The 13,557-nt window shown below is 70.7% G+C and carries 14 protein-coding genes; 8 read left to right on the forward strand and 6 right to left on the reverse strand.

Annotated features, from left to right (window positions below; all coding sequences use genetic code 11):
- Positions 1-341 precede the first annotated feature (341 nt).
- From ACFQU3_RS17895 to ACFQU3_RS17910, 4 genes are read left to right on the forward strand one after another with little or no spacing between them, the layout of a single operon-like run.
- On the forward strand, positions 342-1,691 hold the full coding sequence (locus tag ACFQU3_RS17895; RefSeq protein ID WP_385912224.1) for an ABC transporter substrate-binding protein: 1,350 nt from the start codon (positions 342-344) through the stop codon (positions 1,689-1,691).
- Between the two features lie 12 nt (positions 1,692-1,703).
- On the forward strand, positions 1,704-2,597 hold the full coding sequence (locus tag ACFQU3_RS17900; RefSeq protein WP_385912226.1) for a carbohydrate ABC transporter permease: 894 nt from the start codon (positions 1,704-1,706) through the stop codon (positions 2,595-2,597).
- 2 nt (positions 2,598-2,599) lie between these two features.
- Positions 2,600-3,517 (forward strand): carbohydrate ABC transporter permease, encoded by a 918-nt coding sequence (locus tag ACFQU3_RS17905; RefSeq protein ID WP_385912228.1) that lies wholly within the window; start codon positions 2,600-2,602, stop codon positions 3,515-3,517.
- Between the two features lies 1 nt (position 3,518).
- Positions 3,519-5,729: an alpha-galactosidase gene (locus tag ACFQU3_RS17910; protein WP_385912230.1), complete on the forward strand. Its 2,211-nt coding sequence runs from the start codon at positions 3,519-3,521 to the stop codon at positions 5,727-5,729.
- A gap of 125 nt (positions 5,730-5,854) precedes the next feature.
- On the opposite strand, the gene ACFQU3_RS17915 is transcribed toward ACFQU3_RS17910, so the two are convergent.
- Positions 5,855-6,364 carry a Fur family transcriptional regulator gene (locus tag ACFQU3_RS17915; protein WP_385912232.1) on the reverse strand — a complete coding sequence of 170 codons (510 nt, stop codon included), beginning with the start codon at positions 6,362-6,364 and terminating at the stop codon, positions 5,855-5,857.
- Between the two features lie 32 nt (positions 6,365-6,396).
- Between ACFQU3_RS17915 and tdh the strand changes: the two genes are divergently transcribed.
- Together tdh and ACFQU3_RS17925 are read left to right on the forward strand one after the other, a co-directional pair.
- A complete protein-coding gene (tdh, locus tag ACFQU3_RS17920) occupies positions 6,397-7,434 on the forward strand; it encodes an L-threonine 3-dehydrogenase (protein ID WP_385912233.1) in 1,038 nt (345 codons plus the stop codon).
- 1 nt (position 7,435) lies between these two features.
- Complete coding sequence (locus ACFQU3_RS17925) at positions 7,436-8,086, forward strand: alpha/beta fold hydrolase (RefSeq protein WP_385912235.1); 651 nt, start codon at positions 7,436-7,438, stop codon at positions 8,084-8,086.
- On the opposite strand, the gene ACFQU3_RS17930 is transcribed toward ACFQU3_RS17925, so the two are convergent.
- On the reverse strand, positions 8,073-8,450 hold the full coding sequence (locus ACFQU3_RS17930) for a hypothetical protein (protein ID WP_385912238.1): 378 nt from the start codon (positions 8,448-8,450) through the stop codon (positions 8,073-8,075). The two genes, ACFQU3_RS17925 and ACFQU3_RS17930, sit on opposite strands and share 14 nt — an antisense overlap.
- Before the next feature lie 143 nt (positions 8,451-8,593).
- On the opposite strand from ACFQU3_RS17930, the gene ACFQU3_RS17935 reads away from it, so the two are divergent.
- Complete coding sequence (locus tag ACFQU3_RS17935; RefSeq protein WP_385912240.1) at positions 8,594-9,154, forward strand: dihydrofolate reductase family protein; 561 nt, start codon at positions 8,594-8,596, stop codon at positions 9,152-9,154.
- A gap of 31 nt (positions 9,155-9,185) precedes the next feature.
- On the opposite strand, the gene ACFQU3_RS17940 is transcribed toward ACFQU3_RS17935, so the two are convergent.
- Both ACFQU3_RS17940 and ACFQU3_RS17945 read right to left on the reverse strand, forming a co-directional pair.
- Positions 9,186-9,614 (reverse strand): TIGR03668 family PPOX class F420-dependent oxidoreductase, encoded by a 429-nt coding sequence (locus tag ACFQU3_RS17940; RefSeq protein WP_385912242.1) that lies wholly within the window; start codon positions 9,612-9,614, stop codon positions 9,186-9,188.
- 46 nt (positions 9,615-9,660) lie between these two features.
- Positions 9,661-9,909: an SCO4226 family nickel-binding protein gene (locus tag ACFQU3_RS17945; RefSeq protein ID WP_385912244.1), complete on the reverse strand. Its 249-nt coding sequence runs from the start codon at positions 9,907-9,909 to the stop codon at positions 9,661-9,663.
- Positions 9,910-10,106: 197 nt separating this feature from the next.
- Here ACFQU3_RS17945 and ACFQU3_RS17950 point away from each other — a divergent pair, with 197 nt between their 5' ends.
- Complete coding sequence (locus ACFQU3_RS17950; RefSeq protein WP_385912246.1) at positions 10,107-11,300, forward strand: glycine C-acetyltransferase; 1,194 nt, start codon at positions 10,107-10,109, stop codon at positions 11,298-11,300.
- A gap of 22 nt (positions 11,301-11,322) precedes the next feature.
- Here ACFQU3_RS17950 and ACFQU3_RS17955 read toward each other — a convergent pair whose 3' ends face one another.
- Complete coding sequence (locus ACFQU3_RS17955; protein ID WP_385912248.1) at positions 11,323-12,759, reverse strand: PepSY-associated TM helix domain-containing protein; 1,437 nt, start codon at positions 12,757-12,759, stop codon at positions 11,323-11,325.
- 65 nt (positions 12,760-12,824) lie between these two features.
- Positions 12,825-13,544, reverse strand: a complete 720-nt coding sequence (locus ACFQU3_RS17960) for a hypothetical protein (RefSeq protein ID WP_385912250.1) — start codon at positions 13,542-13,544, stop codon at positions 12,825-12,827.
- Between the last annotated feature and the right edge of the window lie 13 nt (positions 13,545-13,557).

Below are 13,557 nucleotides of genomic sequence, written 5' to 3' on the forward strand. Positions count from 1 at the left end.
ACATCCGCGCCCAGGCCGTGGTGACCGTCCCGAGCTGCGGACGGCGTCGGACGGGAGAGCCCGCGGCTGACCTGCGGTGGATCCTGAGCGCGCAGTGGATGTCGTTGCGACAGTTGGAAGGCGGATCGTGAGCGCGAATTTCCTTACAACGGTGTAAATCCGGAGAGGCAGGCCAGCCCGCCGGTCTCGGTTCGGTTTCGGAGTCTGCAGGTGTGGACGTAGCCCTTGACATGAGCATCAGGTCTCGACATCCTCTGTTTGTTGTTGAAGGTTTCTGGTGGCGGATGTTCGAATCCGTCACCTCCGACAACACCCCCGGCACAGCGTCAAAGGAGACCGCAATGACCCGCCCGATGAGCGAGGCCGAGTACCTCGCCCGCATGGTTCCCCCCTCCGTCCGCGGCGTCGACCGTCGGACCCTGCTGCGCGGCGCCCTCGGCGTCGGCGCCCTCCTCGGGGCCGGTGGCCTGGCCGCCTGCGGCAGCGGCGACCCCGGCACCTCCGGCGTCCCGACCGGCGCCGTGACCGGCACCGTGACCGTCGGCTCCAACGCGTCGGACGCCGTCCCGAAGGCAGCCGTCAAGGCATACATGGACGCCTTCTCCAAGGCCAACCCCGGCACGTCGGTCAAGATCAACACGGTCGACCACAACACGTTCCAGGAGAACATCAACAACTACCTGCAGGGCTCGCCCGACGACGTCTTCACGTGGTTCGCCGGCTACCGCATGCAGTTCTTCGCCGAGAAGGGCCTCGTCGGCGACGTCTCCGACGTCTGGGCCAAGATCACCGGCATGAGCGACGCGCTCAAGAAGGCGTCGACGGGCGCCGACGGCAAGCAGTACTTCGTCCCGATCACGAACTACCCGTGGGCCGTCTTCTACCGCAAGAGCCTCTGGGAGCAGCGCGGCTACGAGGTGCCGAAGACGCTCGACGAGCTCAAGACCCTGGGCGCCAAGATGCAGAAGGACGGCATCGCCCCGATCGCCTTCGGCGACAAGGACGGATGGCCCGCGATGGGCACGTTCGACCAGCTCAACCTGCGCGTCAACGGCTACGACTTCCACGTCAGCCTCATGGCCGGCAAGGAGTCGTGGACCGACCCCAAGGTCAAGAAGGTCTTCGACACGTGGGCCGGGATCCTCCCGCTCCACCAGCCCGACTCGCTGGGCCGCACCTGGCAGGAGGCGGCGCAGTCGCTCCAGCAGAAGAAGTCCGGCATGTACGTCCTCGGCTCGTTCGTCGCCCAGCAGTTCGGCAAGGACGAGCAGGACGACCTCGACTTCTTCACCTTCCCGGAGGTCGACTCGACGATCGGCACCGACGCCATCGAGGCGCCGATCGACGGCTACATGATGAGCGCCCGCCCCAAGAACGAGGGCGCCGCCAAGAAGCTGCTCCAGTACATCTCGCAGCCCGAGGCCCAGCTGCTCTCGCTCAAGGCCGACCCGAGCGTCATCGCGACGAACGAGACGGCCGACCAGAGCGGCTACACGGCCCTGCAGAAGAAGTCCGCCGAGTACGTGAAGTCGGCGAAGTCCATCGCGCAGTTCATGGACCGCGACACGCGCCCCGACTTCGCGTCGACCGTGATGATCCCGGCCATCCAGGACTTCATCAAGAACCCGAAGGACATCGACGGCCTCTGCACGAAGATCGAGGCCCAGAAGAAGAGCATCTTCGCTGCCTGAGAGGCCCTCGCCATGACGAGCAAGAGCAAGTACAGGGGAATCGACCAGCTCTCGGCACGCGACAAGGTCGTGGTCGCCGTGATGGTGGTCGTGCCGACCCTCATCGTCCTGTGGCTCGTGTGGCTCCCGGCGATCGGCTCGGTCCTGCTCTCCTTCACGAACTGGGACGGGATCGGGCCGATCTCCTCGATCAAGACGGTCGGCCTGCAGAACTACAAGGACATCGCGACGATCTACCCGCCGTTCTGGCCGGCGATCCAGCACAACCTCATCTGGCTGGCGGTGATGTTCCTCCTCGCAACGCCGCTGGGCATGTTCTTCGCCGTGCTCATCGACCGTGGCGTCGTGGGCACGAGGTTCTACCAGACGAGCATCTACCTGCCGGTCGTGCTGTCGCTGGCGCTCATCGGCTTCATCTGGCAGCTCATCTACTCACGTGACCAGGGCCTGCTCAACGCGATCACCGGGGGCACGACCGACTGGTACGGCGACCCGGACGTCAACCTCTGGGCGGCCCTGGTCGCCGCGAGCTGGCGGCACTCGGGTTACATCATGCTGCTCTACCTGGCCGGCTTGAAGGGCGTCGACCCGTCGCTGCGCGAGGCGGCGAAGATCGACGGCGCGAGCGAGACGACGACCTTCTTCCGAGTCGTCTTCCCGGTGATGCGCCCGATCAACATCATCGTCCTCGTCGTCACCTTCATCGAGTCGCTGCGTGCCTTCGACCTCGTGTGGGTCATCAACAAGGGCCGCAACGGCCTCGAGCTCATCTCGACCCTCGTCACCCAGAACGTCGTCGGGGAGGCGAGTCGCATCGGCTTCGGGTCGGCGCTCGCGACGATCATGCTGCTCATCTCGAGCGTGCTCGTCTTCTTCTACCTTCGCATCGCCATGAAGGAGGACTGACCATGTCCCTCACCGCCAACCCGGTCGAGGAGCGCGAGAAGCTGCTGCTCAAGCCGCGCGAGGGAGGCCCGCAGTCCGGGCGCCGCTGGTTCCTCCCGCTGGTCCTGACCCTGGTCTCGCTGATCTGGCTCGGCCCGCTGCTGCTCGCCCTCGTCAACTCTTTCCGCGACTACGCGTTCACGGCGAAGAACGGCTACATGTCGTGGGGCGGCTTCACGCTCGACAACTACAAGAACGCCTGGGAGCAGGGCGACTTCGGCCTGCACTTCTGGAACTCGGCGATCATCACGGTCCCGGCCGTGCTGCTGACCCTGTTCCTCTCCTCCTGCGTCGCCTTCGTCGTCGCGCGCTTCTCCTGGAAGCTCAACCTCGCGCTGCTCGGCTTCTTCATGGCGGCCAACCTGCTGCCGCCGCAAGCCCTGCTCATCCCGGTCTACCGGATGTTCCGGTCGATCGAGGTGCCGTTCTGGTTCAGCGAGTCGGGCACGCTGCTCAACAGTTTCCAGGGACTCATCCTCGTCAACGTCGCCTTCCAGACGGGGTTCTGCGCGTTCGTCCTCAGCAACTACATGAAGGCGCTGCCGAAGGAGCTCTACGAGTCGGCCGTCATCGACGGGGCGAGCGTGACGAGGCAGTTCTTCCAGATCACCATGCCGCTGTGCCGGCCGGCGCTGGCCGCGCTCGCGGTGCTCCAGACGACGTGGATCTACAACGAGTTCTTCTGGGCCACGGTGCTGCTCCAGCAGGGTGACAAGTTCCCGGTCACGAGCTCGCTGAACAACCTGCGGGGCCAGTTCTTCACCGACAACAACCTGGTGGCCGCGGGGTCGATGATCATCGCCATCCCGACCCTGGTCATCTTCTTCGTGCTCCAACGACACTTCGTGGCCGGACTGACGCTCGGCGCGACCAAGGGATGACGTGACCGAGACCGCTCGCACCGCTCCGTCCACCGACCACACCACGGTCCACCTCGAGTCCGCCGGGACCGCGCTCGTGCTCGAGCCGCGGCCCGGCGGCTCGGGGCTGCCGGAGGTGCTGCACTGGGGCGCAGTGCTTCCCGGCGGGGCCTCGGCATACCACGCCCTCGCGCTGGCGACTGTGCCTCCCGTCCCGCCGAGCGCCTTCGACGAACCGTGGCCGCTCACCGTGCTGCCGGGGGAGGCGGACGGCTGGTCGGGCACTCCCGGCTGGTCCGGCCACCGCGGTGGGGCCGCCGGCGCGGTGCGCTGGCACGACGTGACGTGCGAGGCCGGGGACGGCGCGATCGTCACCCGCGCCCGCTCGACGAGCGGTGTCGACCTCAGCCTGCGCCACGCCCTCGACGAGCACGGCGTCCTGCGCGTCGACGCCTCGGTCACGAACACCAGCGACGAGGCGGTCCCGCTCGACGTCGCCGCCCTGCGGGCCATCCTCCCGCTGCCGACGCGTGCCGACGAGGTCCTCGACCTCACCGGGCGCTGGTGCCGTGAGCGGTCCCCGCAGCGCAGCCGCCTCGACCACGGCACCCACCTGCGCGCGTCCCGCCGTGGCCGCACGGGGCACGACGCGACGCTCCTGCTCATGGCCGGCACGTCCGGGTTCACGTGGGGCTCGGGCGAGGTCTGGGCCGTGCACACCGCGTGGAGCGGCAACCACGAGCACCTCGTCGAGTCGCTCCCGGAGGGAGCCGGCCGGCACCACGCCGTGCTCGGCGGCGGTGAGCTGCTCGCGCCCGGCGAGGTGCGTCTGGCCCCAGGCGAGTCGTATGCCGCCCCGACGGTCGTCTTCCTCCACGCGACCGACGGCCTCGACGGCCTCTCGCGCCGGCTGCACCGCACCCTGCGCTCGCGAGCCGGCCACCCGTCGCGACCGCGGCCCGTCGTGCTCAACACGTGGGAGGCGGTCTACATGGAGACCGACCTCGACCACCTCAAGGCGCTCGCCGACACAGCCGCCCGCATCGGCGTCGAGCGGTTCGTCCTGGACGACGGCTGGTTCGGCGGACGCCGCACCGACAGGGTCGGCCTCGGCGACTGGGTCGTCTCCGACGAGGTGTGGCCCGAGGGGCTCTCGCCGCTCGTCGACCACGTCAGGGGGCTGGGCCTCGAGTTCGGGCTGTGGTTCGAGCCCGAGATGGTCAACGAGGACAGCGATCTCGTCCGCGCACACCCCGACTGGGTGCTGCGCCCCGCCGACGGATCGCCCCGCGAGTGGCGCTTCCAGCAGCTCATCGACCTGACGAACGACGACGCGCGGGCCGAGCTCCTCGAGCGGATCAGCGCGCTCGTCGCCGAGTACGGCATCGCCTACATCAAGTGGGACCACAACCGAGACCTCCACGAGGCCGTCCACACCTTCGAGGTCGACGGTCGCCGGGTCGTCGACGCGCCCGCGGTCCACGCGCACACGCTCGCCTACTACGGGCTCCTCGACGACCTCCGGGCCCGTCACCCGGAGCTCGAGATCGAGTCCTGCAGCAGCGGTGGCGCCCGCGTCGACCTCGGCGTGCTCGAGCGCACCGACCGCATCTGGACGAGCGACTGCAACGACGCGCTCGAGCGGGCCAACATCCAGCGCTGGACCAGCCTGCTCGTGCCCGCCGAGCTCATGGGCACGCACATCGGACCGGAGCACGCGCACACGACGCACCGCGCGGTCGACCTCGGCTTCCGCATGCTCATGGCGCTGCAGGGCCACCCCGGTCTCGAGTGGGACGTCGCGCGCTGCACGGAGGACGAGCTGGCGAGCCTCACCGGGTGGACGGCGCTCGCCCGCGAGCTGCGGCCGCTGCTGCACTCGGGTGACCTCGTGCGCTCCGAGACGCCCGACGGGACCGTCCTCGTGACCGGCACGGTCGCCGCCGACCTCAGCCGGGCGGCATACACGGTCGCGCGGCTCGTCACGGGTCGTGACGCCGTGACGGGGGCGGTGCCCCTGCCGGGCCTCGACCCCGCGCGGACGTATGCCGTCCGCGTGCGTCCCGAGGCCGGCCTCCCCGCCGTCGTGCAGACGGTCGCGCCCGCGTGGTGGGAGCAGGCCCTGTCGGCCGACGGGCTCGTCGTCCCGGGCTCGGTGCTGGCGGGGGTGGGTCTGTCGGTGCCCATCCTGGGGCCGGCGCAGGGCTACCTGCTCGACCTCCGCGCCGTCTGACCTCCCCCAACCGTCGAGAGGCCAGCATCTGCTGCCCGCCAACCGTCGAGTGGCCAGAACTCGTGCCGGGAACTGGCCACTCGACCTGAACGAGGCCGCGAGAGGTGGCCTCTCGACGGGTGGGGTCAGCGGGTGCTGTTCCTGCAGTCGCGGCAGATACCGAGCAGTGCGGCGTGGCCCGTGTCGAGGACGAAGCCCAGGTCCTCCTCCAGGCGCTGCGCCAGACCGACGAACATCCCGGGCGGGACGTCGAGCACCCGCCCGCATTCATGGCACTGCACATGGGCGTGCGCGGGGTGCGCGTGCGGGTGACCGGTGTGCTCGTCGGCGAGGGGTGGTTCGGCCAGGTGGTAGACCGTCGCCGACCCGCCCAGGTGGACGTGCGAGAGCACCCCGGTCTCGGCGAGCGACGTCAGCGTGCGGTAGACGGTGGCGCGGTGGACCGACGGCTCGACCTCGGCCACCCGGGCCCCGATCTGCTCGGCAGTGAGGTGCTCGTCGGCGAGGTCGGCGGCGTCGACGACGCGCAGGACGGCATACCGCGCGGGGGTGACCCGCTCGCCCGCCGATCGGAGCCGGGAGACGGCGTCGGCCACGCGCGGACTCTCGTGGGAGGCCTCGGGACTGGGGGTCACGAGCCCATTATCGGCAGTGGCAGACTCTCCCCGTGCGTGCACTCACCAAGCTGACCGCAGGCCCCGGCCTGGAGCTGCTCGACCGCCCCGAGCCGGTGTGCGGGCCGGCGGAGGTCAAGATCCGCGTCCTGCGGGCAGGGATCTGCGGCACCGACCTGCACCTCGCGGACTGGGACGACTGGGCCGAGTCGACGGTGAAGCCACCGCTCGTCATCGGGCACGAGTTCTACGGCGAGGTCGTCGAGGTCGGCGAGGACGTCACCGGCCTCTCGGTCGGCGACCGTGCCTCGGGAGAGGGGCACATCGTGTGCGGCCGTTGCCGCAACTGCCGCGCCGGGCGCCGCCACCTCTGCATCCGCACCCTGGGCATCGGCGTCAACCGCGACGGCGCGTTCGCCGACTACGTCGTCATCCCGGCGAGCAACGCCTGGGTGCAGCCCGCCGACCTCGACCCCGACCTCGGCGCCGTCTTCGACCCGCTCGGCAACGCGACCCACACCGCGCTCCAGTGGCCGATGGTCGGCGAGGACGTCGTCATCACCGGCGCGGGCCCCATCGGCGTCATGGCGGCCGCGATCGCTCGCCACGCCGGTGCCCGCTACGTCGTCGTCACCGACGCGAGCGACTACCGCCTCACCCTCGCCGAGCACGCCGGGGCGGACCTCACGATCAACGTGACACGCGAGACCCTCGCCGACGCCCAGGCCCACCTCGGCATGAAGGAGGGCTTCGACATCGGCCTCGAGATGTCGGGTGCCGCCCCGGCCGTGACCGACATGATCACGAACATGAACCACGGCGGTCGCATCGCGCTGCTCGGCCTGCCGCACCAGTCGTACGAGCTCGACTGGGGCAAGGTCATCACCCACATGATCACGCTCAAGGGCATCTACGGCCGCGAGATGTACGACACCTGGTACGCGATGTCGCAGATGATCGCGACCTCCGAACGCTTCCGCTCCGCCGTCAGCCAGGTCATCACGCACCGCTTCCCCGCCGAGCAGTGGGAGGAGGCCTTCGAGACCGCCAGGTCCGGCCAGTGCGGCAAGGTCGTCCTCGACTGGAGCTGACGTGCCTGCCAGCCGGCCCCGCCCGCTCGTCCTGCTCCACGGCCTCGGCCAGTCGCCGATCGTCTGGCAGGACTTCGTGTCGGCGCTCGGCGCGGCGCGACCGATGAACGCGCCGTGGATGCGTGGCCTGCGCCCGAAGGACCCCGTCGGGTTCGACCTCGCCGCGGCGGCCGCGGGAGTCGCGGACGACCTCGACCTCCAGGGCATCAAGCAGGCGGACTTCCTCGGGGTCTCGGTCGGTGCGAGCGTCGCGTTGCGTCTCGCCGCCGAGCGGCCCGAGCTCGTCGGGCGGCTCGTCCTCGGCGGCGCGCTCGTGCGCCCGTCGAAGGGGGCGCTGCGGATGCAGCGGCTCGCGATGCGGCTCGTGCCCGAGAGCAGGCTCGTCGACGCCGGTGTCTCGCGTCCGCGGATGCTCGCCGTGCTCGACGCCCTCAAGGGCTTCGACGGCACCGAGTCGCTGCGTCAGGTCACGGCTCCCACGCTCGTCGTGGCCGGCTCGAAGGACCGGGCCGGTCCCGCCGCGGCTCAGCAGCTCGTCTCGCTCGTGTCGGGCGCAGAGCTCTCGGTCATCGACGGCGCCGGGTCGGTGCTCAACGCCGAGGCGCCGCGCGAGCTCGCCGACGTCACCGAGGACTTCCTCAGCAGAGGTTGATGCCCCCGGCGTCGAGGAGCTTGGCCACGACCTTCTCGTCCGTGACGGCCGGGACCATCCAGTCCTTGCCGGCGACCGACTTGACGCCGTTCGTGCACTCGAAGGTGCTGACCCGGCGGTCGAGCTCGACGGCCTGGTCGTAGAAGGCTGCTTCGAGCGGCTTTCCGGCAGCCGTGCACGTGACCTTCCGGTCGGCGAGGGACCCGGTCGGGTCAGCGCTCGACGGGCACACGATCTCGGCGACGAGTGCCCAGCCGGGGTGCGCCGCGGGCTCGGGCGAGTCGCTCGGCGAGCCGCCACCGCACGCGGCGAGGGCAAGGGCGCACGTCGCGGTGGCGCAGGCGAGGGTGAGGCGTCGGAGCACGAGAACGGTCCCTGAGGGTGGGGGATGGAGGAGAGGGCGCAACCCGGATGGCGGTCGCAAAACCCCGGCAACTCTAGACCTCCGACACGCATGGCTCCCACTCGGAGCGGTCCCTGAGGCTGCACGCGTGACAGAGTCGACACATGGCGCAGCTCATCCACACGACGATCTGCTCCGTCGACGGCTACATCTCCGACGCCTCGGGAAGCTTCGACTGGGCCGCCCCGGACCGGGAGGTCCACGCCTTCGTCAACGACCTCGAACGCGGCGTCGGCACGTACCTCTTGGGCCGGCGGCTCTACGAGACGATGGTCTACTGGGAGACCGCCCCCACCGACGACCCGGAGAGCGACGTCGAGCACGACTTCGCCCGGATCTGGCGCGCCGCCGACAAGGTCGTCTACTCGCGCACGCTCGAGGGCGTGTCGAGCCGGCGGACGACGCTCGAGCGCGACTTCGACCCCGGCGCCGTCACCCGCCTCGTCGCGTCGGCCGACCGAGACGTCAGCATCGGGGGCGCCGGCCTCGCGGGCGAGGCGTTCCGAGCGGGCATCGTCGACGAGCTCCAGCTCCTCGTCGTCCCGGCTGTCGTCGGCGGCGGTACGCGGGCCCTTCCGGACGGCCTGCGCCTGGACCTCGAGTTTCTCGAGAGCCGTCGCTTCGCCGGCGGCACGACCTACACGAGGTATGCCGTGAGGCGCTGACCCTGCCGCGGCTGACCGCTCAGCCCTCCGGTCAGCCCTCCCGGTCGGTCGGCGTGTGCTGCCAGCTCGCCCATCGCGAGACGGCCACACGGACCATGGGGCCGGTCGGGCGGTCCGACGCGTACTGCGGGTACTTCGCGACGAGGGCGTCGATCGCCTGCGTCGTCCCGGGCATGCCGAGCTCGACGACGCGGGCCTGCCCGTCGGCCCGGACCCACCAGAGGCGGGTCCAGTCGTCGTCGTAGTGGTCGGCGAGGACGCTGACCGACGGGTTGGCCTCGATGTTGGCCAGGCGCCTGAGGGAGCGTGTCGACTTGGGTTTGCGGTCCACGGCGCTCCACACGACATCGTCGATGACGACGAACACGATCGGCACGAGGTGCGGGCGGCCTGTGTCGTCAACCGTGGCGAGCCGTGCCACCCGCGCTCGTGCGAACCGCCGGCGCGCCTCGTCGTCCACATGCCCGAGCCTAGGACGACGCGCTGGCGCGCGGGATGCCGGAACGTCAGGCCGTGACGGTGATCTCGTGGATCTCGTCCGCCGGGTGGCCCGTGCGCTCGTGGATCCGCTTGACGGCTTCGGCGCTAGGCCCCTCCGACAGGCAGAAGACGTGCCCCGTGTTCGGGTCCGCCCAGGCCTGCTTGAAGTTCACGCCCTCGTCGTCCTGGATGTCCAGGTCGGCCTGGTGCGCTTCTCTCAGGGCCTCTGCGGTGACGCCGGGCATGTTGGTGTGTACATCCATGAACTCGGGCATGGTCGTGTCCTCGCTCTCTGCACCCCCGAGGAATGGGTGTCTTCGACGGTACGCCGGTGCGGGCGCCCGCGTGACCGCTTCACGAAGGTCCGCGGGCGAGTGCCGCGGTGCTGCCCCGACGGCAGGCCGCACGACGTCGCCACGCGGCGGCATACGCTGGGTGGCGCCACAGGCCCGCCGACCCGAGAAGGACACCGATGTACGGCTCAGTCAAGGACGAGATCGCCGCGACGTTGCGAGAGATCGAGGACGCCGGTCTCTACAAGAACGAGCGCGAGCTGACCTCGCCGCAGTCGGCGCACGTGACGACGCGGAAGGCGGAGGCGCTCAACTTCTGCGCCAACAACTACCTCGGTCTGGCCAACGACCCCGGCGTCGTCGAGGCGTCGAAGAAGGCGCTCGACGAGTGGGGCTTCGGCATGGCGTCCGTGCGCTTCATCTGCGGCACGCAGACGCTGCACACCACCCTCGAGGGGAAGATCAGCGAGTTCCTCGGCATGGAGGCGACGATCCTCTACTCGTCGTGCTTCGACGCGAACGGCGGCGTCTTCGAGGTGCTCTTCGGCGCCGAGGACGCGATCGTCAGCGACGAGCTCAACCACGCGTCGATCATCGACGGTGTGCGCCTGTCCAAGGCGATGCGCTACCGCTACCGGAACGCCGACATGGCCGACCTGCGCACCCAGCTCGAGGCTGCCCAGGCGGCGGGCGCGAAGCGCAAGGTCGTCGTCACCGACGGCGTCTTCTCGATGGACGGGTCGTACGCGCCGCTCGACGAGATCTGTGACCTCGCCGAGGAGTTCGGCGCACTCGTCTTCGTCGACGACTCGCACGCCGTGGGGTTCGTCGGTGACGGCGGCCGAGGCACGCCCGAGCTGTTCGGCGTCATGGACCGCGTCGACATCGTCACCGGCACGCTCGGCAAGGCGCTCGGCGGCGCGAGCGGCGGCTACGTGTCGAGCCACCGCGAGATCGTCGACCTGCTGCGCCAGCGCTCGCGGCCCTACCTCTTCAGCAACTCCGTCGCGCCGGCCGTCACGGCCGGGTCGATGGCGGCGCTCGAGCTCGTCGCCGGCTCGGCCGAGAAGCGCGAGACGCTGAAGGCCAACACCGAGCTCTTCCACACCCTCATGACCGAGGCCGGCTTCGAGCTGCTTCCCGGCACGCACCCGATCCGGCCGGTCATGTTCCCCGGCGAGGACGGGGCGCGCCGGGCCGCGCAGATCGCCGACCACATGCTCGGCAACGGCGTCTACGTCATCGCCTTCAGCTTCCCGGTCGTGCCGCGGGGCAAGGCCCGCATCCGCGTCCAGCTCTCGGCCGCGCACTCGGAGGCCGACGTGCGCGCGTGCGTCGACGCCTTCGTCGCCGCGAGGGACGCCGTCGGCTGAGCCCGGCGGGCGAGGCGAACGCCTAGAGGTCGACCGTGTTGCAGGCCTGCCGCAGTCGAGGCAGGCGTCGGATGACGAAGCGGTCGAGCAGCAGTACGACGACCAGCGATGCGCCGAACACCGGGAGGAAGACCGCCAGCCCGACGACGAGGGCGGCGAGCAGCGGTGAGGTGGCGAGCGGCACACGTCCTCGGGGAGCGCCGACGGCGCCCGCACCCCGCGGACGCCGACGCCACCACATCGTCGGCCCCGTCACGCACGACACGATGACCGCCAGGCAGAAGAACGTCGTCAGCCACAGGTTGAGCGCGCCGAAGCGGCGGCCCTCGTGGACGGCGATGCCCTGCGCGACGACCTTGGCGAGTGCGGGGTAGTCGTCGTAGCCGTACGCGCTCACGACGTGTCCGCTGAAGCGGTCGACGTGCACGGTGCGCTCGAGCGCGGGGTCTGTGAAGGCGTAGCCGATGACGGAGTAGACGCCGCGGTCGTCTGAGGGCAGTGCCACGGTCAGCGGGTGCGCCAGGCCTGCGCGGTCGCCGACCTCGACGGCGGTGTCGAGGTCGGCGACACTGACCTCGCCACCCTCTCGGCGCGGGCTCGACTGCGGCACAGGGCTCTTGCCCTGGGCCCACGGCACCTCGTGGTGGCTGTGCGGGAGCGACTCGTCGAGCGTCGAGGTCGGGTCCGAGAGCGCGCCCGGGTCCTTCGCCCACATCGACGAACCGCGGTCGGTGGCGAGGCGCTGCACCTGCTCGCCCCACACGCCGGTCCACGGCAGTCCCGAGACGACGAGGAGGAGCAGGCCGGCGCCCACGAACGCTCCGGTGCGCGCGTGCGCGCTCCGCAGCCGTGCCGCGGGCGCGCCGGCGTCGCGCTGTCGACGGCGAGCCCGCCGGCCGCGGACGAAGAGGTAGTAGCCGGTCACCGCCATGACGATGGCCCAGCAGGCACCGAGCTCGATGACGACGTCGCCGACACGGCCGGCCATGAGGTCGGCGTGCAGGCGCACGGCGGTGCCGCTGACTGTCGAGTCGGGGTCGAGCGAGCCGAGTACCCGCACCGTGTACGGGTCGACGAACACGTCGCGGGTCAGCCCCTCGGCGGTCTGGAGGGTGAACCGGGTGCTTTCGTCGGGGCCGTTCGGTTCGGTGAAGGAGACGACGGTGGCACCGGCGTGGGCACCCTGCACCGCATCGAGCTGGGTCTGCCAGGGCTGGGTCAGCTGGCCCTGCGCGTGGTCGACCCGCATGAGGTCGGCGTGGAGGAACGGCTCGATCTGGAAGCGGAACAGGTAGACGAGGCCGGTCACCGCGAGGACGAGCAGCACCGGCACGACGACGGCTGACGCGTAGAAGTGCCAGCGCCAGAAGGCGCGGAAGAGGCCGGACGGGGGACGGGCGCCCTTACGGGACAGGCCGATCGGGGATTTCTGGCGTGTGGGGTCGTCGATGACGGACATGGGGACTCCTCAGGCATGACGGCAGGGAGCAGCGCCCGGTCGGTCGCCGGCGCTGCGGGTGGTTGTCAGGCGAGGAGGGCGGGTGGGCCGCGGCGCACCGGTGTGCGCGCGTGCCAGACGTCGTCGGGCACGGGGCCGTCGGACGCGGTGGGGAGGGGGCCGACGAGGCCGGCAGCCGTGGTGCCGATCGCGGCCCAGAGGACCGCCGCATGACGCACCAGGGCCCGGACGAGCAGGGCCCGCAGCAGCAGGGCGGTGCCGGCTGCGAGCGGCACGAGCAGGGTGCAGGCGGCCACCCAGGACCGCTCGCCACGAGTCAGCAGCAGGCCGATGGCGACCGCGGCGACGACGTGGGCGAGCAGCATCGTGGGGCTCGGCAGCAGGTCGGCGAGGGCGCTCGTCGTGGCGGCGTCGTGGACCCCGGCCACCGTCTCGATGCGACCCAGCGGGCGTATGCCGTGTGCCTCGTGGGAGGGCAGGGCGGGGGTTGCGCCGGACCGTCCGCCGTGCGCCGGACCGGCGGCCATCGCGGAGACGCCGTGGACGACGTGCGCAGCCACCTGGAGGCTGGCGAGCAGCACAGCGCTGCGTACGGCTGACAGGTGCTGACGCACGAAGGGCAGGATGGCGCCGGTCAGCAGAGCGGTGGCGACGACGACGCCCGTGCCGGAGGCGAGGTGCCCTCCGCCGAGCGCGTGCGCGACGGTGGCGCCGCCCGAGGCCACGGTGGCGAGCACGACCGCACGCAGGGTCTGCGCGTGCGGGCTCGTGGTGGCGGTGGGCACCCGCCAAGGGTAG

Origin of the sequence: Terrabacter sp. GCM10028922, from assembly GCF_042666095.1 — a bacterium.
GTDB lineage: Bacteria > Actinomycetota > Actinomycetes > Actinomycetales > Dermatophilaceae > Terrabacter.